This is a genomic window from Microbacterium aquilitoris (genome assembly GCF_031932285.1).
In the GTDB taxonomy this organism is placed as follows: domain Bacteria; phylum Actinomycetota; class Actinomycetes; order Actinomycetales; family Microbacteriaceae; genus Microbacterium; species Microbacterium aquilitoris.
Genome location: NZ_JAUZVT010000002.1, coordinates 1,285,293 through 1,307,315, shown reverse-complemented (window position 1 = coordinate 1,307,315; position 22,023 = coordinate 1,285,293). Strand labels below are relative to the sequence as shown.

The window sequence follows — 22,023 nt, the reverse complement described above, 5'->3', positions numbered from 1 at the left end:
AGCGCACGAGGAGAACACCCCAGCATGATCCGCATGACGCTCGCCGAGGTGACGCACGCCGTCGGCGGCACACTGCACGTCCACGGCACCGACACTCCCGAGACGGTCGTCTCAGGCACCGTCGACACCGACTCGCGCGAGATGGGGCCGGGCTCCGTCTTCGTCGCCAAGCCGGGTGACGTCACTGACGGCCACCTGTTCGTCGACGCAGCCGTCGCCTCCGGTGCGACCCTCGCCATCGTCGAACGTCCCGTGACGGCCGCCGTCTCGCAGATCGTCGTCGGCGACGCCGTGGCCGCCCTCGGCTCCTTGGCGCGCGAGGTGGTGGCGCGCGTGCGCGCCGGGGGAGACCTGCGCGTCGTGGGCATCACAGGCTCCAACGGCAAGACGACGACGAAGAACCTCCTCGCCCGCATCCTCGAGGACGAAGGTCCCACCGTCGCGCCCCGCGCGTCGTTCAACAACGAGGTGGGCGCCCCCGTCACGATGCTCCGCGTCACCGACGACACCCGCTTCCTCGTGAGCGAGCTGGGCGCCTCCCGTCCGGGTCGCATCGCCGAACTCGCCGGACTCATCACCCCCGACATCGGCGCCGTCCTGATGGTGGGCCTCGCGCACGCAGGCGGGTTCGGCGGTGTCGAAGCCACGCAGAAGGCGAAGACCGAACTGGTCCAGGCCTTGCGACCCGGCGGCACCGCCGTCCTCAACGCCGATGACGCCCGCGTCGCCGCGATGGCGACGGCGGCCGACGAGCGCGGCGCCGCAGTTCGCTGGTTCGGCCGCGGGCCCGCCGCCGACGTCCGCGCCGAGGACGTCGAGGTCACGGCATCCGGGACCACTGCCACCGTCCACGTCGACGGCCGCAGCATCCCGCTCCACCTGCGCGTCCTCGGCGAGCACCATGTGATGAACGCGCTGGCCGCCATCACGGTCGCCCAGCTGCTCGGAGTCGACCCCGCCGACGCGATCGCCCGCATCGGGACGGTCGAGATCGCGGAGCGTTGGCGGATGCAGCCGCTCGGCACGGACAGCGTCCGCATCATCAACGACGCCTACAACGCGAGCCCCGACTCGATGGCCGCGGCGCTGCGGACGGTCGCACAGATCACCGCGCCCGGCCAGCGGAAGGTCGCGGTGCTGGGGGCCATGTCCGAGCTCGGCGAGCAGGCGGGCGAGGAGCACGATCGCATCGGGCTCCAGGCCGTGCGCCTGCGCTACGAGCGCATCGTCGTGATCGGCACCGCCGCGCGACGCCTTTTCCTGGCAGCGATCAGCGAAGGCTCGTGGGACGGCGAAGCCGTCTTCTTCGAGACCGCCGACGACGCCTACGACTACCTGACGGCCGAGCTGCGCGACGGTGATCGCGTGCTGGTGAAGTCTTCCAACTCCGCCGGGCTCAGGTTCCTCGGCGACCGTCTGGGAGAATTCTTCTCGTGAGATCCCTGCTGGCCGCCGCGACGATCTCGTTGGCCTTCACCCTGTTCCTGACCCCGCTGTTCATCCGGCTCTTCCGGAAGATCGGCTGGGGTCAGGTCATCCGCACCCCCGAGGACGCCCACAACCCGAGCCACCACACGAAGCGCGGGACGCCGACGATGGGCGGCATCGTCTTCATCCTGGGCACGATCGTCGGTTTCTTCGTCGGCAGCTACACCGGCGGCACCGAGCCCACGATCTCGGGCCTGCTCGTCCTCTGGATGATGGTCGGCCTCGGCATCATCGGCTTCATCGACGACTACATGAAGGTCCGTTCGCAGCGGAGCCTCGGTCTGTCGGGGTGGCGGAAGATCGTCGGTCAGATCGCCGTCGCCGTGCCGTTCGCCATCATGGCGCTCAACTTCAAGAACCAGTACGGCGAGACGCCCGGATCCGCGTACATCTCGTTCTTCCGCGATATCCCGACGCTCTCGTTCATGGCTCTCGGCGCGGTGGCGGGCTGGATCCTCTACCTCCTGTGGATCTCGTTCATGTCGGTCGCCTGGTCGAATGCGACGAACCTCACGGACGGGCTCGACGGCCTGGCGACGGGTGCCGGCATCTTCACGGTGTCCGCCTACAGCCTCGTGACGTTCTGGCAGCTGCAGCAGCGCTGCCATTCGGCCGCCCTCGTGACGGAATACACCGCAGCCTGTTACGACACGCGCGATCCCATGGGGCTCACGATCGTCGCCGCCTCGTTCGTCGGCGCCCTCGTCGGCTTCCTCTGGTGGAACGCTCCGAAGGCGAAGATGTTCATGGGTGATGTCGGGTCGATGGCGATCGGCGGCGTCATCGTCGCGATGGCCGTCCTCAGCCGCACCGAGATCCTCTCCATCATCCTCGCCGGCGTCTTCATCATCGCCCCCGCATCGGTCATCCTGCAGCGGTACTACTTCAAGGCGACCGGCGGCAAGCGTCTCTTCCTCATGAGCCCGTTCCACCACCATCTCGAGATGCGTGGCTGGCCCGAGATCACGATCGTCGTACGGATGTGGGTCATCGCCGGCATCCTGGCGATCTTCGGCGTCGCCCTGTTCTACGCGGGCTGGCTGGCTGCACTGTGACCGCGGATCTCGCCCGCCTCACCAGTTGGCACGCCGACTGGTCGGGCCTGCGCGTCGCCGTCCTCGGCCTGTCGATGACGGGCTTCTCGGTCGCCGACACCCTGGCGGAGCTGGGATCGGACGTCCTCGTGGTCACGGAGGACGCCGGCGAGGAGTACTCCCGTCTCCTCCCGGTGATCGGCGCACGGCTGTGGGAGGGTCCCCTCGACTCCGTCCCCGACGAACTCGTCGCTCACCGTCCCGATGTCGTCATCGCCTCGCCGGGATTCCCGCCGCACCACCCTGTGGTGGCGTGGGCGCAGAACGCGGGCGTCGCCGTCTGGGGCGACATCGAGCTCGCCTGGCGCGTCCGCGACAAGGTCCTGCGGCCCGACGGAACCCCCGCAGACTGGGTGCTCATCACGGGCACGAACGGCAAGACCACGACCACCCAGCTCACCGCCACGATGCTCGTGGCCGGCGGCCTCCGCGCTGCGCCCTGCGGCAACATCGGGGTCCCCGTCCTCGACGCGGTGCGTGACCCGGCCGGGTTCGACGTCCTCGTGGTCGAGGTGTCGAGCCATCAGCTCTGGTACCTCGGTCTGCAGGACGGCGACGGTCGGGTGTCCCCGCACGCGAGCGTCTGTCTGAACCTGGCAGCCGACCACCTCGAGTGGCACGGCTCCTTCGACGCCTATCGGGATGCGAAGGCCGTCGTCTACCAGCGCACCCGCGTGGCCTGCGTCTACAACAAGAGCGACGTCGCGACGCGCGAGATGGTCGAGGATGCGGAGGTCGTCGAGGGATGCCGCGCCATCGGCTTCGACCTCGGCGTCCCGGGGCCGAGCGACCTCGGCGTCGTCGACGGCATCCTCGTCGACCGGGCGTTCCTCGAGGAGCGTCGCACGAACGCCCTCGAGCTCACGACGGTCGACGAGCTGGCGGAGGCGGGGCTCGCCGCACCGCACGTCGTCGCGAACATCCTGGCCGCCGCAGCCATCGCCCGCTCGTTCGACGTCCCGCCGGCCGCCATCCGCGACGCCCTCCGCGGCTTCCGCCTCGATCCGCACCGGATCGAGGTCGTGGCGGTCGCGGGCGGTGTCACGTGGATCGACGACTCGAAGGCCACGAACCCGCACGCGGCGGCATCCTCGCTCCAGGCGTACCCCGGTGCCGTCTGGATCATCGGCGGTCTGCTGAAGGGCGTCGACATCGACGATCTGGTCGCCTCTCGCGGCCCCTCGGTGAAAGCCGCGATCGTCATCGGAGTCGAACGGTCCGAGATCGTCGCGGCTTTCGGGCGACACGCCCCGACGGTGCCGCTGTTCGAGGTCGACCACGCTCAGACTGAGGACGTCATGACCGAGGTCGTCGCCCGTGCGGCGGACGTCGCGCACGACGGAGACGTGGTCCTCCTCGCTCCGGCAGCGGCATCCTTCGACCAGTTCGCCTCGTACTCGGATCGCGGCCGGCGCTTCGCCGCCGCGGTGAACGCACGGATCGGAAAGGACGCCGGTGACAACCACGACCGACCGTCCGGCCCCGTCGGATCCGGCTGACCGCGGCTCGTCCGCCTTCACGGCGCGCGTCGCCCTCGGCAAGGTCTTCGCACCGGTCCCGAGCGAGTTCCTGCTCATCGCCTCGACGGCGCTGATCCTGACGATCTTCGGACTCGTGATGGTGCTGTCGGCGACCATGGCGACAGGGGCCGAGGGCGGGCCGTTCCAGACGGTGCTCCGACAGGCGATGTTCGCGGTCCTCGGCGTCCCGCTCATGTTCGTGTTCAGCCGGCTGCCGGTGCTGTTCTGGAAGCGGATCTCCTGGATCGCCCTGGGCGTCGCGCAGGCTTTCCAGCTGCTGGTGTTCACGGGCCTCGGCTACGACTTCGACGGCAACCGCAACTGGATCTCGATCGCCGGGGTCCAGGCGCAGCCGTCCGAGTTCCTGAAGCTCGCCTTCGCCCTCTGGCTCGGCTACGTCCTCTACCGGAAGCACACGCTTCTCGGCCTCTGGCGCCACGTCTTCATCCCGGTCGTTCCGGTCTCGATCATGGTGATCGGCTCGGTCCTGGCCGGCAAGGACCTCGGTACGGCCATGATCCTCGTGCTGATCCTGCTCGGCGCGCTCTTCTTCTCGGGCGTCAAGCTCCGGGTGTTCGTCATCCCCGTGGTCGCCGCCGTCGTGATCGTCGGATTCCTGGCGCTGACGAGCGCCAACCGCATGGCGCGCATCACGAGCTTCCTCAACCCGAACTGCCTCGACGACTATTACAACGGCTGTTATCAACCGCTCCACGGCATCTGGGGGCTCGCCAGCGGCGGCGTCTTCGGCCTCGGCCTCGGGAACTCGCGTGAGAAGTACGCGTGGTTGCCCGCGGCATCCCACGACTACATCTTCGCGATCGTCGGTGAGGAACTCGGTCTCATCGGCTGCATCGTCGTACTGGCGCTGTTCACCCTGTTCGCCGTCGGCGCGTTCCACGTCATCCGCAAGACGAACGACCCGTTCATCCGCATCGCCGCGGGCGGGATCACCGTGTGGGTCGTCGGACAGGCCCTCATCAACATCGGCGTCGTGCTCCGGGTGTTCCCGGTGCTCGGCGTCCCGCTGCCGTTCATGTCGCAGGGCGGCACGTCGCTCGTGTCCGTGCTCATGGCCTGCGGCGCCCTGCTGGCGTTCGCGCGCACGCTGCCGGCGGCCCCGCCGGTGGCGCCGGCACCCCGCCGGTAGGCTCGATCTGGTGACCACGTACCTTCTGGCCGGCGGCGGGACCGCGGGCCACGTCAATCCGCTGCTTGCCGTCGCCGACGCTCTCACCGCGCGCGAGCCCGGCGCGACCGTCCTCGTCCTCGGGACGCGCGAGGGACTCGAGGCGCGGCTGGTGCCGCAGCGCGGTTACGAGCTGCTCTTCGTCGACAAGGTGCCGTTCCCGCGTCGACCGGATGCCGCGGCCCTCCGCTTCCCGGCGCGTTTCGCGCGCGCGGTGCGCCAGGTCCGATCGCACATCCGCGAGCGCGGGGTGGACGTGGTCGTCGGCTTCGGCGGGTACGCCTCGGCCCCCGCCTACGTCGCCGCGGGGCGCGCCGGCGTTCCCTTCGTCGTGCACGAGGCCAACGCCAAGCCGGGGCTCGCCAACGTGCTGGGCGCGCGGCGAGCCGCGGCATCCGGGGTCGCCTTCGAGGGGACGCCCCTGCGGGGAGCGGAAGTCGTCGGGATGCCGCTGCGGCCCGAAATCGTGCATCTCGACCGAGCCGCCCTGCGGGATGAGGCGGCAACCGCGTTCGGACTCGACGCGGACCGGCCGGTCCTCCTCGTCTTCGGCGGGTCGCTGGGCGCCGTCCGCATCAACCGTGCCCTCGCCGATTCCTGGCAGGACGTCGTCGCCGCGGGATGGCAGATCCTCCACGCGGCGGGGGAGCGCAACGACATCGCCGACCCGGGCGATCCGGCCTACCGCGTCGTCCCGTACATCGACCGGATGGACCTCGCCTTCGCCCTGGCAGATGCGATCGTGTCGCGATCCGGAGCGGCGACCGTGAGCGAGATCAGCGCCCTCGGCATCCCGGCCGTCTACGTCCCGTACGCGGTCGGTAACGGCGAACAGGCCCTCAACGCCGCGTCCGCCGTCGCGGCCGGGGCGGCCGTCCTCGTCCCCGACGCGGAGCTGAGCGGGGATCGCATCCGTTCGTCGGTGGTGCCGCTCCTCACGGATGCCGCAGCGCTCGACCGGATGCGCGCGGCCGCGACCGCGGTCGGAACGCGCACCGGCAGCGAGAACGTCGTCGCGCTCATCGATCGCGCCCTCGCCCGCTGACGCGGCGCCGGCTCCAGCGCGCCGCAGCATCCTCCCGGCGGGCCCGACCTAGACTTGACGGGCCATGATTCGTCCCGATCTCTCGCTCCCCATCCCCTTGGACATCACCGCCGCGCACTTCATCGGGATCGGCGGTTCCGGGATGTCGGGACTCGCCGGGATGTTCCTCGACCGCGGCATCCGCGTGTCGGGGTCCGACCGTTCCGACAGTGACGCGATGCGCGCTCTCGCGTCCCGCGGCGCCGACGTCCACGTCGGTCACGACGTGGCGAACCTGCCAGAAGACGTCGACGCGGTGGTCTTCACGGGCGCGATCTGGCCCGAGAACCCCGAGTACCTCCGGGCCAAGGAGCGCGGCGTCGCCGTCATCCACCGTTCGCAGGCGCTCCACTGGCTCGTCGGCGGCCGCCGGCTGGTGAGCGTCGCCGGGGCGCACGGCAAGACGACGTCGACGGGCATGATCGTGACGGCGCTCCGGGCGATCGGAGCCGATCCGACCTTCGTGAACGGCGGCGTCATCTCCTCGATCGGCGTCTCGAGCGGCACCGGGTCCGACGACCTCTTCGTCATCGAGGCGGATGAATCCGACGGATCCTTCCTGCTCTACGACACGGCCGTCGCGCTCATCACGAACGTCGACCCCGACCACCTCGACCACTGGGGGTCGCGCGAGGCGTTCTACGAGGGTTTCGTCCGGTTCGCGGATGCCGCCTCCCAGGCCGTCGTCATCTCCTCCGACGACCCCGGTGCCCGCGAGGTCGCGGCCTCGCTCTCGCACCCGAACGTCGTGTCGTTCGGAACGTCTGCCGACGCCGACGTCCGTGTGACCGACATCGTCACCGAGGGGCCGGTGTCCTTCACCGTCCATCACGGGGGACAGGCGGCATCCGGTGCCCTCGCTGTTCCCGGTGCGCACAACGCCATCAACGCCGCCGGCGCCGTCGCCGTCCTGCTCACGCTGGGGTACGACCTCGGATCGGCGCTCCGTGCGGTCGAGGAGTTCGGCGGCACGGTCCGGCGGTTCGAGCTCCACGGCATCCGCGCGGGCGTGTCGGTCTACGACGACTACGCGCACCACCCGACCGAGGTCGACGCCGCATTGTCCGCGGCTCGCACGGTCGTCGGCGAGGGGCGCATCATCGCGCTCCACCAGCCCCACACCTACTCCCGCACGCAGGCGATGTACCGCGAGTTCGCCGAGGTACTCGAATCCCGCGCCGACCACACGGTCGTCCTCGACGTCTACGGCGCGCGCGAGGACCCCGTGCCGGGCGTCACCGGCGAACTGGTGAGCGGCGCGTTCGCCGATCAGGATCGGGTGCACTTCGTCACCGACTGGCAGCAGGCGGCCGAGTACACCGCATCCGTCGCCCAGCCGGGGGATTACGTCATCACCCTCGGATGCGGCGACGTGTACCGCATCATCCCGCAGGTGCTCGACGCCCTCGGGCAAGGGCAGGACTGACGATGCGGCGGCCGTCCCCGCTCCCGTCGACGCCGCCGGCAGGTCAGCGACGCGAGGCGCTCCCGGAGCGGCCGCGGCGGCGTGAGGCCATCCCTGAGCCGCCCGCGGTCGAGGCTCCCGCCGCCGAGCCGACGCCATCCGAGCCCGCTGTCGCCGAACCGCCCGTCGCGACGGGGCGTCTGGCTCCCGTCGTCCCGTTCGACGCCTCCCCGACCCCCGCCGACGACGCGCAGGCAGAAGCGGATGCCGAGACGGAGCGTCCGCTCGGCGTCCGCGACGTCTGGGCTGCGGCTCGGGCTCGCCGCCGCGCGCTGCGCCGCGAGGTCCGGCGCTTCACGGTGCGCCAGCGCCGCCGACGGTACGCCTGGCTCGGAGCGCTCGCTGCCGTCGTCCTGGTCGGGCTCGGCGCTGTCGCGACGGCCTACAGTCCGCTTTTCGCGGTGTCGAAGATCACGGTGCTGGGCACGGATCGCCTGGCCCCCGCCGCCGTCGAGCAGGCGCTCTCGGGGGAGATAGGGACTCCGCTCGCCCTCGTCGACTCGAGCGCCGTGAAGGCGGCGCTCGTCGCGTTCCCTCTCGTGGAGAGTTACTCCATCGAGGCGAGGCCGCCCCAGGAACTCGTCGTCCGCATCGTCGAGCGGACGCCTGTCGGTGTCGTGAAGACGAAAGCGGGTGCCTCTCTCGTCGACGCGGCCGGAGTCGTGCTGGGCACCACGAAGGACGCACCCGAGGGGTATCCCGTCATCGATGCCGCAGGCGGCGCCGGGTCGCGCACCTTCCGTGCCGTCGGAGCCGTCTACCGGTCCCTGCCGGCGGATCTGAAGGCCGCGGTCACGGCGATGTCGGCGACCACTCCGGATGACGTCACACTCACGATCGACGGCGCGGACGTCGTCTGGGGGAGCGTCGAGGATGCCGTCGAAAAGGCGCGCGTGCTGAAGGCGGCGATGGCGGCTCGGCCGCCGTCGAAGGTCGAGGAGTACGACATCTCCTCGCCCGATGCGGTCGTCATCCGCTGACTCGAGAATCCGATCCGACGACACGCCGCCACGGTGCGGGCGGCCGCCCCGTCGCCGCATACCTTCGGAATCAGGAATTGCATACTCGGCAATTCTTTAAACCTCTGGTTGAGGTTGAAGGTTTGCACTCGAGGTTCAGGACGATACGGAGGCCGGCGTGAGCCAGAACCAGAACTACCTTGCTGTCATCAAGGTCGTTGGCGTGGGTGGTGGCGGTGTCAACGCCGTCAACCGAATGATCGAGCTCGGCCTTCGCGGCGTCGAGTTCATCGCCGTCAACACGGACGCACAGGCGCTGCTCATGAGCGACGCCGACATCAAGCTCGACGTGGGACGTGAGCTCACCCGCGGTCTCGGCGCCGGCGCCGACCCCGAGGTGGGCCGTCGCGCCGCAGAGGATCACGCCGAGGAGATCGAAGAGGCCCTCGCCGGCGCCGACATGGTCTTCGTGACCGCGGGCGAGGGTGGTGGCACCGGTACCGGTGGCGCACCCGTCGTCGCACGGATCGCGAAGTCGATCGGCGCCCTCACGATCGGTGTCGTCACGAAGCCCTTCTCGTTCGAGGGTCGTCGCCGTCAGACCCAGGCCGAGTCCGGCGTCTCGAAGCTGAAGGAAGAAGTCGACACCCTCATCGTCGTCCCGAACGACCGCCTCCTCGAGATCAGCGACCGCGGCATCTCGATGATCGAGGCGTTCGCCACGGCCGACCAGGTGCTCCTCGCCGGTGTGCAGGGCATCACCGACCTGATCACCACCCCGGGTCTCATCAACCTCGACTTCGCCGACGTCAAGTCGGTCATGCAGGGCGCGGGCTCCGCGCTCATGGGCATCGGCTCGGCGCGCGGCGCCGACCGTGCGATCAAGGCCGCCGAGCTCGCGGTCGAATCCCCTCTCCTCGAGGCGTCGATCGAGGGCGCCCACGGTGTGCTCCTCTCGATCCAGGGCGGCTCGAACCTCGGCATCTTCGAGATCAACGACGCAGCCCAGTTGGTGAAGGAGGCCGCGCACCCCGAGGCCAACATCATCTTCGGTACGGTCATCGACGACACCCTCGGCGACGAGGTGCGGGTGACCGTCATCGCCGCCGGCTTCGACGGTGGCGAGCCCCAGGTGAAGGTCGAGCCGATCACGGCCAGCCGCCCGGCATCCGCCCCGGTCCTGCCGCCGCTGCCGGCCGACACGGTGGCTCGCGACCTCGCAGCCGCCGAGAACGCCGGTTCGCGTGAGTCGGTGTCGGTCTCCGCGCCGTCCTCGTCGAGTGACTACGACTCGGCGTTCGGCGACGACGACCTCGACATCCCCGACTTCCTGAAGTAACCGGATCGTGGATCTGCGTTCGCGGCTCGCCGACATCGACGCGCGCATCTCGGATGCCGCTCGGTCGGCGGGCCGCGATCCATCGGGGATCACCCGGATCGTCGTCACGAAGTTCCACCCCGTCGAGCTCGTCCAAGAGCTCGCCGGGCTCGGCGTGACCGACGTCGGGGAGAACCGCCAGCAGGAGCTCAGCGCGAAGCGCGAGACCTACGACGGCGTGCCGCTCCGCTGGCACTTCATCGGGCAGGCGCAGACCAACAAGGCGAAGGCCGTCCGGAGGGATGCCGACGCCGTGCACTCGCTTGATCGGGCCCGCCTCGCCGACGCGCTGCACGCGGCACGCCCCGACGACGACGGCGACAGGCTCGACGTGCTCATCCAGGTCAATCTGACCGAGGATCCCGGACGAGGGGGAGTCGCGCCCTCGGGCGTCACGGAACTCGCCGAGCACATCGCCGCGACGTGTCCGTCGCTGCGCCTCCGCGGCATCATGGCCGTCGCGCCGCTGGACGAAGAGCCGGCTCCGGCCTTCGCGCGGCTGGCCACCTATGCCGACCGCATCCGCACCGTGGTGCCGGATGCCGACTGGATTTCCGCCGGTATGACCGGCGATTTCGCCGAGGCGATCGCAGCGGGTGCGACACACCTGCGGATCGGTTCGGCAATCACGGGCCCGAGGCCCGTGCACGGATAGCCTCGTCACAGACGAGCAATACGGAGGATGCGATGTCGAACCCGCTCAAGAAGACCATGGTGTACCTGGGCCTCGCCGACGAGGAAGAGGTCTACGAGGAGCCGGCTCCCCGCCGCGAGAGTCGGGAGAAGCAGGTCGAGAACAAGACGGCGCCGGTGACGCCCATCCACCGCCCCGCGGTCGTCCGTCAGCCCGCTCCGGCGACGGTGAGCGAGATCGTCACGGTCCACCCCAAGCAGTACCGCGACGCGCAGGCGATCGCCGAGAACTTCCGCGACGGCATCCCGATCATCATCAACCTCTCGCAGATGAGCGACGCCGACGCGCGACGCCTCATCGACTTCGCGAGCGGTCTTTCGCTGGGTCTGTACGGACGTATCGAGCGCGTGACGAGCAAGGTCTTCCTGCTGTCGCCCGAGAACGTCGCAGTGTCCGGCGAAGGCGCGATCGCTCAGGGCGACGCGGACTCCGCCCCCTTCACGCACTGACGCCGTGTCGGTCATCGGCCTCATCGCCGGGATCCTCAACGCGCTCCTGCTCATCTACGTGCTGTTCCTCCTGGCACGTCTGGTTCTGGAGTACATCCCGATGTTCAATCGGGAGTGGCGTCCGCGCGGCGGTTGGCTCGTCGTTGCGGAAGTCGTGTTCACCGTGACGGACCCGCCCATCAAATTCTTCCGCCGCTTCATCCCCCCGCTGCGCATCGGTCCGATCGCACTGGATCTCGCGTTCCCCCTCACGATGCTCTGCTGCTTCGTGCTGCTGTCCATCACGCAGGTCCTGAGCCGCGTCTGACCGAGCTGTCGTCGCACCCGTGACAGCCGCGGACTATGCTGTCGGGGTACGGCTCGCGCCTCGCGGGTCTTCGTTGACCGGCCCGCTTCCTGAGCCCCGAAAGAGGAAAGACACATGCCTTTGACTCCCGAAGACGTCGTCACCAAGCAGTTCCAGCATGTTCGCTTCAAAGAGGGTTTCGACCCCGATGAGGTCGACGACTTCCTCGACGAGATCGTCGTCGAGTGGCGCAAGACGATCGCTGAGAACGAAGAACTGAAGGCGAAGCTCGCCGCGTTCGAGTCCGGTGAGACGTCCGCCCCGCAGACCGAGTCCGCACCGCAGGCCGAGGCCGCACCGCAGACCGAACTCCTCGAAGAGGTTCCCGCTGTCGAGCCCGCCGCGGAGGCTCCCGCCTCGTCCGGCTCCGCTCCCGTCGCCGCGTCGGCCGGCATCATCGAGCTGGCCCAGCGCCTGCACGACGAGCACGTCGCCGAGGGCAAGGCGCAGAAGGAGAAGCTCATCTCCGAGGCGCAGGCCGAAGCCGACGCCATCCTCAACGACGCACGCTCGAAGGCGCGCGACGAGATCACCCGCCTCGAGAGCGAGCGCGGCACCCTCGAGAGCCGTATCAGCGAGCTTCGTCAGTTCGAGCGCGACTACCGCGTCCAGCTGCGCGGGTTCATCGAAGAGAAGCTGCGCGACCTCGACGTCGCCGGCACCTCGGGTTCGACGCCCATCTCCGCGTCCTGACCACTCGCACGTTGTCGAGCCGAACGTCCGCGAAGCGGACGACACTGCGCGCCGCAGCGGCCGGCACCACCATCGCGATCCTCGCGGTGCTGGTGCTGGCCGCTGATCAGTTCACCAAGTACCTCGCCCTCCAGAACCTGCCCGAGCGGCAGGCCGTGCCGGTCCTCGGGGACTTCCTCCAGCTCTATCTGACGTTCAATCCCGGAGCGGCGTTCTCCCTGGGGGAGGGCGTGACCTGGGTGTTCACCCTCGTCCTGGCCGCCGCGGCCCTGACGATCGTCGCTCTCGCGGTGACCCGTGTGCGCTCCCGCGCCTGGGCCATCGTGCTCGGCCTTCTCCTCGGCGGCATCCTCGGCAACCTCACCGATCGGCTGCTGCGTGCACCGGGTTTCCTCGTCGGGCACGTCGTGGACTTCATCCACACCCCCTGGCTGTGGCTGTGGTTCCCGTCGGCCATATACAACATCGCCGACATGTTCATCGTCACGATGATGATCGCGGTCGCCGTCCTGGTGCTGCTCGGCCGTCGCTTCGACGGCACCCGTGAGAAGGATGCCGCGACCGCGGACGCCGCCAGCGACGCGGACGTCCCGGCACCCGCGGACCCTCATGCCCAGCCGTAGTCTCCCCGTCCCCGACGGGCTCGACGGCACGCGGGTGGATGCCGCCCTCGCCAAGCTCCTCGGATTCTCGCGGACCTTCGCGGCCGAGGTCGCCGAGGGCGGCGGTGTCCAGCAGGACATGCGTCCCGTCGGCAAGTCCGACAAGCTCGTCGCCGGCGCCTGGCTGCAGGTCGACTGGGAGGACAAGCGCGGACCCGAGATCGTCCCGATCGCGGTCCCCGACCTCGGCATCGTCCACGACGACGACGAGATCGTCGTCGTAGACAAGCCCGCCGGTGTCGCTGCCCACCCGTCGCTCGGCTGGGAGGGTCCGACGGTCGTCGGCGCCCTCGCCGCATCCGGTTTCCGCATCGCCACCTCCGGGGCTTCCGAGCGCCAGGGCGTGGTCCATCGGCTGGACGTGGGGACGAGCGGCTTGATGGTGGTGGCGAAGACCGAGCGCGCCTACACGGCGCTCAAGCGCGCCTTCAAAGAGCGGGAGGTCGACAAGATCTACCACACGGTGGTGCAGGGGCATCCCGACCCCCTCGTCGGCACGATCGACGCTCCGATCGGCCGGCATCCGAACCACTCGTGGAAGTTCGCGGTCGTCCCCGACGGCAAGGACTCGGTGACCCACTACGAGACGCTTGAGGCGTTCCCGCGGGCCTCGCTGCTCGAGGTGCATCTCGAGACCGGCCGCACGCACCAGATCCGCGTGCACATGGCCGCGCACCGGCATCCCTGCGTCGGCGATCCGCTCTACGGCGGCGACCCGACTCTGGCCCAGCGCCTGGGACTCACCCGTCAGTGGCTCCACGCCCACGAGCTCTCGTTCGCCCACCCGGCGACGGGGGACTGGGCGACCTTCCGCTCGGATTACCCGGCCGACCTGGCCGGGGCGCTGGAGATCCTCCGCGACCAGTGAGGGCTCTCCGAGCGAAGGCCCCGCGAGTGATGAGGGCTCAGCGGCCGCCGGTGAACGACGCCGGGTCGTCCTCCGCGATCGCGAGCGCGATCTTGCGCACGTGGGTCTGATCGACCTCGACGAGTTCGCCGAGCCCGTACCAGCCGACCTCGGTCAGCTCGCCGTCGGCGGGATGCGGATCGCCCGAGACCCAGTCGCACCGGAAGACGAGATCGAGGTAGTCGACCTCGTCGCCGTTCGCGTAGACGATGCGGGGGATCTGCTGCACAGCCGCCAGCCGCGTCGCCCGGACGACCACTCCCGCCTCTTCGAGGCATTCGCGGACGGCGGTGTCGGCGGGCTCCTCGCCGGGCTCGACGATCCCCGAGACCGCCTGCCATTCGCCGTTGTCGGCGCGTTTGCCGAGCAGGACCTTCTCGTCGCGGAAGACGATCGCGGTCACCCCGACGAGGGGGAGCGGAGCGGTGCCGATCTTCTCGCGCAGCGCGAGGACGAACTCGGGGGTGGTCATGTGGACCAGCCTAGGCGCCGTGTCAGAACCGGAACGTAGACTCGATGGGTGGCATCCGACTCCTTCGTTCACCTGCACGTCCACAGCGAATACTCGATGCTCGACGGGGCCGCGAAGATCGGCGCGATGACGCAGGCGGCGGCCGATTACGGGATGCCGGCCATCGCCGTCACCGACCACGGCAACACGTTCGCGGCCTTCGAGTTCTACCGAGCCGCCCAGGCCGCCGGCGTCAAGCCGATCGTCGGCCTCGAGGCCTACGTCACCCCCGGCACGCACCGCAGCGACAAGTCGCGCGTGGCGTGGGGATCGCCCGACCAGAAGAGCGACGACGTCTCCGGTTCGGGCGCCTACACCCACATGACGATGTGGAGCCAGAGCACGGAGGGCATGCACAACCTCTTCCGGCTCAGCTCGTTGTCGAGCATCGAGGGCTACTACTTCAAGCCCCGCATGGACCGCGAGCTCCTGCAGACCTACGGCAAGGGCCTCATCGCGACGACCGGGTGCCCCTCCGGCGAGGTGCAGACCCGCCTGCGGCTCGGCCAGTACGAGGCCGCCCGCGCGGCCGCGGCCGAGTTCCAGGACATCTTCGGCAAGGAGAACTACTTCGCCGAGATCATGGACCACGGCCTCTCGATCGAGCGCCGGGTGATGACCGACCTCATCCGCCTGTCCAAAGATCTCGACATCCCGCTCGTCGCGACGAACGACTCGCACTACACGCACCAGCACGAGGCCGACGCGCACGAGGCGCTGCTGTGCGTCCAGTCCGGCTCGACCCTCGACGACCCGAACCGCTTCAAATTCGACGGCGACGGCTACTACATCAAGACGGCGCAGGAGATGCGTCAGCTCTTCCGTGACCACCCCGAGGCGTGCGACAACACCCTGCTGATCGCCGAGCGATGCGAGGTGGAGTTCAACACCTCCGCCAACTACATGCCGCGCTTCCCCGTGCCCGAGGGGGAGACCGAGGACAGCTGGCTCATCAAGGAGGTCGAAGCGGGCCTCCACTACCGCTACCCGGGCGGCATCCCCGACCGCGTCCGCAAGCAGGCCGAGTACGAGACCGGGATCATCCTCCAAATGGGGTTCCCGGGGTACTTCCTCGTCGTCGCCGACTTCATCAACTGGGCCAAGGACAACGGCATCCGCGTCGGTCCCGGCCGCGGCTCCGGCGCCGGTTCGATGGTCGCGTACGCGATGCGCATCACCGACCTCGACCCGCTCGAGCACGGCCTCATCTTCGAGCGCTTCCTGAACCCCGACCGCGTCTCGATGCCCGACTTCGACGTCGACTTCGACGACCGGCGCCGCGGCGAGGTCATCGACTACGTGACCGAGAAGTACGGGTCCGAGCGCGTCGCGCAGATCGTCACCTACGGCACGATCAAATCGAAGCAGGCGTTGAAGGATGCCGGTCGTGTCCTCGGCTTCCCGTTCTCGATGGGCGAGCGCCTCACGAAGGCCATGCCGCCGCCCGTCATGGGCAAGGACATGGAGCTCGGCGGCATGTTCGACGCCAAGCACCCGCGCTACAAGGAAGCCAGCGAGTTCCGCTCCCTCGTCGACACCGACCCCGACGCCAAGACGGTCTTCGACCGCGCGCTCGGACTCGAGGGCCTGAAGCGTCAGTGGGGCGTGCACGCGGCCGGCGTCATCATGTCGAGCGAACCGCTGATCGACATCATCCCGATCATGCGCCGCGAGCAGGACGGCCAGATCGTCACGCAGTTCGACTACCCGTCGTGCGAGACGCTCGGGCTCATCAAGATGGACTTCCTGGGGCTGCGAAACCTCACGATCATCTCGGACGCGCTCGACAACATCCGGACGAACCGAGGCGAGGAGCTCGACCTCGAACACCTCGAACTCGAGGACCGTGCCGCGTACGACCTCCTGAGCCGTGGTGACACGCTGGGCGTGTTCCAGCTCGACGGCGGGCCGATGCGGTCGCTCCTGCGCCTCATGAAGCCCGACAACTTCGAGGACATCTCGGCCGTCATCGCGCTGTACCGACCCGGGCCCATGGGTGCGAACTCGCACACCAACTACGCGCTCCGCAAGAACGGCGTCCAGCCGATCACCCCGATCCACCCCGAGCTCGAAGAACCGCTGCGGGACATCCTCGACACGACCTACGGCCTGATCATCTATCAGGAGCAGGTCATGGCCATCGCGCAGAAGGTGGCCGGGTTCTCCCTCGGTCAGGCCGACATCCTCCGCCGGGCGATGGGCAAGAAGAAGAAGTCCGAGCTCGACAAGCAGTACGAGGGCTTCTCGGGCGGTATGAAGGAGCGCGGCTTCGGCGAAGCGGCGATCAAGTCCCTGTGGGACATCCTCCTGCCGTTCTCGGACTACGCGTTCAACAAAGCCCACTCCGCCGCGTACGGCCTCGTCTCCTACTGGACGGCCTACCTGAAGGCGCACTATCCCGCCGAGTACATGGCCGCCCTCCTCACGAGCGTCGGCGACTCGAAGGACAAGATGGCGGTCTACCTCAACGAGTGCCGCCGCATGGGCATCCGGGTGCTGCCGCCCGACGTGGGGGAGTCCATCCGGTTCTTCGCCGCCGTCGGCGAGGACATCCGTTTCGGCCTCGGCGCCGTCCGCAACGTCGGCACGAACGTCGTCGACGGGATCGTGTCGGCCCGCTCGGACGGTCCGTACGCGAGCTTTCACGACTTCCTCGGCAAGGTCCCGGTCCACGTCGCCAACAAGCGCACCGTCGAATCGCTCATCAAGGCCGGCGCCTTCGACTCGCTCGGATCGACCCGGCGTGCCCTCATGGAGATCCACGAGGATGCGGTCGAACAGGCCGTCCTCGACAAGCGCCGCGAAGCGAACGGCGAGGTCGGCTTCGACTTCGACAGCCTGTGGGGCGACGACGAGCCGCAGCAGGTCGCGCGCGTGCCGGAGCGGCCCGAATGGACGAAGAAGGACAAGCTCGCCTTCGAGCGCGAGATGCTCGGTCTCTACGTCTCGGATCACCCGCTCGCGGGTCTCGAGATCCCGCTCGCCAAGCACGCGTCGACTTCGATCCACGACCTGCTGGTGTCGGAGGACATCTCCGACGGCGACACGGTGACCATCGCCGGGCTCGTCACGAGCGTCCAGCACCGCGTCGCCAAGCAGAGCGGCAACCCGTACGGCATGATCACCGTCGAGGATTTCGACGGTGAGGTGACCGTCATGTTCATGGGCAAGACGTACACGGAGTTCCAGTCGATGCTCGTGGCGGACTCGATCCTTGTCGTCCGAGGTCGCGTCTCGCAGCGCGACGACGGCCGCAACCTCCACGGTCAATCGGCGTTCGTCCCCGATCTCGGATCGGTGGATGCCGCGGGCCCGCTCGTCCTGCTGCTGCCCGAACACCGCGCGACCGAGACGACGATCGGACAGCTCGCCGCCGTCCTCGACCGCCATCCCGGCGACACCGAGGTGACCCTCAAGTTGCACCGCGGCGGTGTCGCGAAGGTGTTCGAGGTCCCGGCCCAGGTCGGGGTGACGGTCGACCTGTACGGCGAGTTGAAGGGCTTGCTCGGGCCGCAGTGCCTCGGCTGATTCGCTGAGACGACGCGGGTAGGATCGCAGGCGGCGCTGATCAGCGCTGTTCGGAAGGAGCATCGTGACCGACCAGAAGACGAACCCCGAATCGCCGGACGACGCCGGGAGCCCCGTCGAAGACCTCGACGTCACGGTGGTCCGCGCGCCCGAGGCCGCGCCGCACGAGACGTCCACTCTCGACATGGAGACCCAGGCCTACGACTTCTCCACGGATGCCGCGGATGCCCCCGGTTCCCCCGCGGAGGCCGTGCCCGCATCGGTCGATCACGACGCCGCCGATACGGTCGCTGACGTCGAGCCGCAGGTCGCGCCCGTCGAGCCGCAGCCGTCTCCGGACGAGCCGGCGACGGTCGAAGCCTCTGAAGGCCACATCCCGCCGCAGTACGGCATCGGCCCGTTCTCGCTCCGCGAGATCTCGTTGCTCGGTGTGTGGGTGCTCGCCTTCCTGTTCTCGTTCTTCCCCCTCTACGCCGACAACCAGTACACGAGCCTCCTCGGCGGAACGAGCGTCTGGACCTCGGGAATCGACTGGGTCCTCGCCATCGGCGCGCCCACGGTCGCGGTGTTCCTGATCACGCTCCGCCGGTTCTCGCCCGACGGCATCCGTCGGGTCGGATCCCTGGGGATCGACCAGTTCGCCTCCGTCGCCTTCGCCGTTTCGGCGGTCGTGTGGTTGAGCTGGTTGTGGACGAACATCGCGCGCGGCGTCGCGGTCGGCGTGTGGCTCAGCAGCTGGGTCGTCTGGGTCGAGGTGCTTCTGATGGCTGCGGGCGTCGTGCTGACCGTCCTCGCTCCGTTCATCCCGCCGTTCCACGAGGACTTCCTGCACCGTGCCGAGACCTTGTCGCACCGCGTCGCCCGTCGCGCGCGCCCGGTCGTGGCGCGGCCGATCTCGGACGCGCGGTACACGATGGCGGCGCCGTCGGTCGATCCCGACCCGGCCCCGTACGGAGACCCCATCGACGACGACGAGCCGGCTCCGGCTGCGGCTTCCGCCCAGCAGGCGTTCTGGGCGTTGGCTCCTGTCGAGCGCGACGTCGTCGACGAGAGCGGCGCGCCGGTCTTCCGCATCGGCCCGACGGCCTGGGCGCTCGTGATCGAGGACCGTGGCGATTCCTTCGTGGTCCGCCACGAGGACGGCCGCATCGGTTACCTCACGGACGTCTCCGGCGTCACCCGAGGCTGACCCGCCGTTACCCTGGAGGGATGCTCCGCACGATCGACCTCCGGGGTCGCGCCGTCACACCGGCCGACCTGCTCGCCGCCGTTCCCCGAGCCACCGCAGCGCGGGATGAGGCATTGGCCACGGCTGCCGCCGTCGTCGCAGATGTGGCGGAGAGGGGCGAGGTCTCGCTCCGCGAGCAGGCGGCACGGTTCGACGACGTCAGCGATCACGCCATCCGCGTTCCCGCCGCGCACCTCGACGAGGCGCTCGCCTCCCTCGATCCATCCATCCGGGGCGCGCTCGAGAACGCGATCTCACGGGTCCGCCTCGCGTCGGCCGCTCAGGTGCCCTCGCCGGTGGTGACCGATATCGGTCCGGGCGCGCGGGTGGAGCAGCACTGGCGTCCCGTGCGCCGTGCGGGTGTCTATGTCCCCGGTGGCAAGGCGGTGTACCCGTCGAGCGTCGTCATGAACGTCGTCCCGGCGCAGGTGGCGGGCGTCGCCGAGGTGGCGCTGGCCTCGCCCCCGCAGCGCGACCACGGCGGGCGGGTGCACCCCGTCATCCTGGCTGCGGCCAAGCTCCTCGGCATCACCGAGGTCTATGCCATGGGTGGCGCGGGCGCCGTCGCGGCGTACGCGCACGGAGTGGCCGAGCTGGACCTCGCACCCGTCGATGTCATCTCGGGTCCCGGCAACAACTTCGTCGCGCTCGCCAAGCGGGTCGTCGCGGGCATGGTCGGCACGGACTCCGAGGCAGGCGCCACCGAGATCCTCATCGTCGCCGACGACTCCGCCGACGCGCGTCTCGTCGCCGCCGACCTCGTCAGCCAGGCCGAGCACGACGAGCAGGCCGCAGCGGTCCTCGTCACGGATGCGGCCGGCCTCGCCGAAGCCGTCGTCGAAGAGGTCGAGCGCCGCGCAGCGGCGACTCACCACGCCGAGAGGGTCGCCCAAGCCCTCGCCGGCGTGCAGTCCGCCGTGGTCCTCGTCGACGACCTCGCGACGGCGACCGCCTTCAGCAACGCGTACGCGCCCGAGCACCTCGAGCTGCACCTGCGCGATCCTCGTCCGGAGGACTTCGTCAACGCGGGTGCCGTCTTCGTCGGCTCGTGGACCCCCGTGAGCCTCGGGGACTACCTCGCGGGCAGCAATCACGTGCTCCCCACGGGCGGTCAGGCCAGGTACGCGTCCGGGCTGTCGGCATCCACCTTCCTGCGTCCTCAGCAGGTCATCACGTACGACCGCGACGCATTGCGGGCCGTCCACGACGACATCGTGACCCTCGCGACGGCCGAGGTGCTCCCCGCCCACGGCGAGGCCGTCACGGCGCGCTTCGACGCGTAGGCTGGATGCCGCCATGCACTGCCCGTTCTGTCGTCACTCCGACTCCCGCGTCATCGACTCCCGCACGAGCGACGACGGACTCAGCATCCGTCGTCGTCGCCAGTGCCCGGAGTGCGGGGGCCGGTTCTCGACGATCGAGACCGCGAGCCTGAACGTGATCAAGCGCTCCGGCGTGATCGAGTCGTTCAGCCGCGAGAAGGTCATGTCCGGCGTCCGCAAGGCGTGCCAGGGTCGACCGGTCACCGAAGCGGATCTCGCCATGCTCGCTCAGGCCGTCGAGGAGGCGGTGCGTCAGACGGGCGTCTCGCAGATCGATACGAACGAGATCGGGCTCGCGATCCTCGGCCCCCTGCGCGAACTCGACGAGATCGCGTACCTCCGGTTCGCGAGTGTGTACCAGGCGTTCGAGACGCTCGATGACTTCGACGCCGCGATCGCTCTGCTCCGCGCAGACCAGGCACAGCGCGTTCCGCGACAGGACGCCTGAGCGCTCACCTCTAGGCTGGGAGCCGATGTACCGACTCCTCTTCGACCTCGTCCTCCGTCGCCTCGATCCCGAGACCGCCCACCATCTCGGGATGGCCGTCATCCGCGTCGCCGCCGTGCCGCCCTTCTCGGCTGTGGCCCGGGCGCTGACCCGTCCGGCCCCGGAGCTTCGGACCGAGGCGCTCGGTCTCGTCTTCGACTCGCCGTTCGGGATCGCCGCCGGCTTCGACAAGAACGCCATCGGCGCCCTCGGCTTGCATGCCCTCGGGTTCGGTCACATCGAGGTCGGTACCGTGACGGCGATCCCGCAGGATGGCAATCCCCGCCCGCGCCTGTTCCGCCTGCCGGCGGACCGCGCCCTCATCAACCGGATGGGGTTCAACAACGAGGGCGCTGCCGTCGTCGCGCAGCGGCTCGCTCGTATGCGCCGTCGCCGACGGCGACCGGTCCTGGGGGCCAACATCGGCAAGTCCCGCGTCGTCGACGTCGCGGATGCGACAGCGGACTACGTCGCCAGCACCCGCCTGGTCGCCCCGGTCGCGGACTACCTCGTCGTCAACGTGTCGTCGCCGAACACGCCCGGGCTCCGCGGCCTGCAGGCGGTCGAGACGCTGCGGCCATTGCTGACGGCGGTGAAGGATGCCGCAGGAGACACGCCCCTGCTCGTCAAGATCGCTCCCGACCTCTCCGACGACGAGATCGACGGGATCTCGAGGATGGCGGTGGACGCCGGCCTCGCCGGGATCGTCGCGACCAACACGACGATCGCTCGTTCCGGGCTGACGACGGATGCTGCCCGCGTCGACGCGATGGGGGCGGGCGGCCTCTCCGGCGCACCGTTGCGCGAGCGTTCGCTCGAGGTTCTCCGTCGCGTCCGAGCCGCGGTCCCGGCCGAGTTCTGCGTCATCGCCGCCGGGGGAGTGGAGACGGCCGACGACGTCCGCGAGCGTCTCGCAGCCGGTGCCGACCTCGTTCAGGGCTACAGCGCGTTCGTATACCGCGGACCCCTGTGGGCAAGGCAGCTGAACCGGGGCCTCGCGCGCTGACAGGCGGCATCCC

General features: G+C 69.4%; 20 protein-coding genes. 19 read left to right on the top strand and 1 reads right to left on the bottom strand.

The genetic code is table 11. From position 1 onward, the window contains the following. Positions 1-24: 24 nt before the first annotated feature. The 14 genes from Q9S78_RS13235 to Q9S78_RS13170 all read left to right on the top strand — a co-directional run bounded on the left by Q9S78_RS13235 (position 25) and on the right by Q9S78_RS13170 (position 13,889). Positions 25-1,437: a UDP-N-acetylmuramoyl-tripeptide--D-alanyl-D-alanine ligase gene (locus tag Q9S78_RS13235; RefSeq protein ID WP_311856295.1), complete on the top strand. Its 1,413-nt coding sequence runs from the start codon at positions 25-27 to the stop codon at positions 1,435-1,437. Next, positions 1,434-2,543, top strand: coding sequence for a phospho-N-acetylmuramoyl-pentapeptide-transferase (mraY, locus tag Q9S78_RS13230; RefSeq protein WP_018186455.1), 1,110 nt, complete (start codon positions 1,434-1,436; stop codon positions 2,541-2,543). Before Q9S78_RS13235 ends, mraY begins: the two co-directional genes overlap by 4 nt. Continuing rightward, a complete protein-coding gene (gene murD / locus Q9S78_RS13225; RefSeq protein ID WP_020097540.1) occupies positions 2,540-4,081 on the top strand; it encodes a UDP-N-acetylmuramoyl-L-alanine--D-glutamate ligase in 1,542 nt (513 codons plus the stop codon). The genes mraY and murD overlap by 4 nt, the downstream gene beginning before the upstream one ends. Beyond that, the gene (ftsW, locus tag Q9S78_RS13220; RefSeq protein ID WP_018186457.1) at positions 4,038-5,252 is read left to right on the top strand and encodes a putative lipid II flippase FtsW; all 1,215 of its coding nucleotides are present in this window, start codon (positions 4,038-4,040) and stop codon (positions 5,250-5,252) included. Before murD ends, ftsW begins: the two co-directional genes overlap by 44 nt. Positions 5,253-5,262: 10 nt before the next feature. Next, positions 5,263-6,336 (top strand): UDP-N-acetylglucosamine--N-acetylmuramyl-(pentapeptide) pyrophosphoryl-undecaprenol N-acetylglucosamine transferase, encoded by a 1,074-nt coding sequence (locus Q9S78_RS13215; RefSeq protein WP_311870614.1) that lies wholly within the window; start codon positions 5,263-5,265, stop codon positions 6,334-6,336. 64 nt (positions 6,337-6,400) lie between these two features. Further along, complete coding sequence (murC, locus tag Q9S78_RS13210) at positions 6,401-7,801, top strand: UDP-N-acetylmuramate--L-alanine ligase (RefSeq protein WP_311870612.1); 1,401 nt, start codon at positions 6,401-6,403, stop codon at positions 7,799-7,801. 2 nt (positions 7,802-7,803) lie between these two features. Further along, positions 7,804-8,820, top strand: coding sequence for a cell division protein FtsQ/DivIB (locus Q9S78_RS13205; protein WP_311870610.1), 1,017 nt, complete (start codon positions 7,804-7,806; stop codon positions 8,818-8,820). A 157-nt stretch (positions 8,821-8,977) separates the two neighbouring features. Then, positions 8,978-10,138, top strand: a complete 1,161-nt coding sequence (ftsZ, locus tag Q9S78_RS13200) for a cell division protein FtsZ (protein WP_020097536.1) — start codon at positions 8,978-8,980, stop codon at positions 10,136-10,138. A 7-nt stretch (positions 10,139-10,145) separates the two neighbouring features. Then, a complete protein-coding gene (locus tag Q9S78_RS13195; protein WP_020097535.1) occupies positions 10,146-10,832 on the top strand; it encodes a YggS family pyridoxal phosphate-dependent enzyme in 687 nt (228 codons plus the stop codon). Between the two features lie 32 nt (positions 10,833-10,864). Continuing rightward, positions 10,865-11,320, top strand: a complete 456-nt coding sequence (locus Q9S78_RS13190) for a cell division protein SepF (RefSeq protein ID WP_018186463.1) — start codon at positions 10,865-10,867, stop codon at positions 11,318-11,320. Between the two features lie 4 nt (positions 11,321-11,324). After that, positions 11,325-11,627: a YggT family protein gene (locus Q9S78_RS13185; RefSeq protein ID WP_018186464.1), complete on the top strand. Its 303-nt coding sequence runs from the start codon at positions 11,325-11,327 to the stop codon at positions 11,625-11,627. A gap of 114 nt (positions 11,628-11,741) precedes the next feature. Further along, complete coding sequence (locus Q9S78_RS13180) at positions 11,742-12,359, top strand: DivIVA domain-containing protein (protein ID WP_311870609.1); 618 nt, start codon at positions 11,742-11,744, stop codon at positions 12,357-12,359. 11 nt (positions 12,360-12,370) lie between these two features. Further along, complete coding sequence (gene lspA, locus Q9S78_RS13175; protein ID WP_116229267.1) at positions 12,371-12,982, top strand: signal peptidase II; 612 nt, start codon at positions 12,371-12,373, stop codon at positions 12,980-12,982. Further along, positions 12,969-13,889: an RluA family pseudouridine synthase gene (locus Q9S78_RS13170; protein ID WP_020097533.1), complete on the top strand. Its 921-nt coding sequence runs from the start codon at positions 12,969-12,971 to the stop codon at positions 13,887-13,889. The genes lspA and Q9S78_RS13170 overlap by 14 nt, the downstream gene beginning before the upstream one ends. Positions 13,890-13,926: 37 nt before the next feature. Here the strand turns inward: Q9S78_RS13170 and Q9S78_RS13165 are convergent, their stop codons facing one another. Next, positions 13,927-14,400 carry an NUDIX hydrolase gene (locus Q9S78_RS13165; protein WP_018186468.1) on the bottom strand — a complete coding sequence of 158 codons (474 nt, stop codon included), beginning with the start codon at positions 14,398-14,400 and terminating at the stop codon, positions 13,927-13,929. A gap of 48 nt (positions 14,401-14,448) precedes the next feature. On the opposite strand from Q9S78_RS13165, the gene dnaE reads away from it, so the two are divergent. From dnaE to Q9S78_RS13140, 5 genes are all read left to right on the top strand, one after another. After that, positions 14,449-17,967, top strand: coding sequence for a DNA polymerase III subunit alpha (gene dnaE / locus Q9S78_RS13160; RefSeq protein WP_018186469.1), 3,519 nt, complete (start codon positions 14,449-14,451; stop codon positions 17,965-17,967). A gap of 64 nt (positions 17,968-18,031) precedes the next feature. Further along, positions 18,032-19,156 (top strand): hypothetical protein, encoded by a 1,125-nt coding sequence (locus Q9S78_RS13155; protein WP_020097531.1) that lies wholly within the window; start codon positions 18,032-18,034, stop codon positions 19,154-19,156. A gap of 20 nt (positions 19,157-19,176) precedes the next feature. Continuing rightward, positions 19,177-20,478, top strand: coding sequence for a histidinol dehydrogenase (gene hisD, locus Q9S78_RS13150; protein ID WP_311870607.1), 1,302 nt, complete (start codon positions 19,177-19,179; stop codon positions 20,476-20,478). Between the two features lie 13 nt (positions 20,479-20,491). Further along, a complete protein-coding gene (nrdR, locus tag Q9S78_RS13145) occupies positions 20,492-20,965 on the top strand; it encodes a transcriptional regulator NrdR (RefSeq protein ID WP_018186472.1) in 474 nt (157 codons plus the stop codon). A 25-nt stretch (positions 20,966-20,990) separates the two neighbouring features. Further along, on the top strand, positions 20,991-22,010 hold the full coding sequence (locus Q9S78_RS13140) for a quinone-dependent dihydroorotate dehydrogenase (protein WP_020097530.1): 1,020 nt from the start codon (positions 20,991-20,993) through the stop codon (positions 22,008-22,010). Positions 22,011-22,023 lie beyond the last annotated feature (13 nt).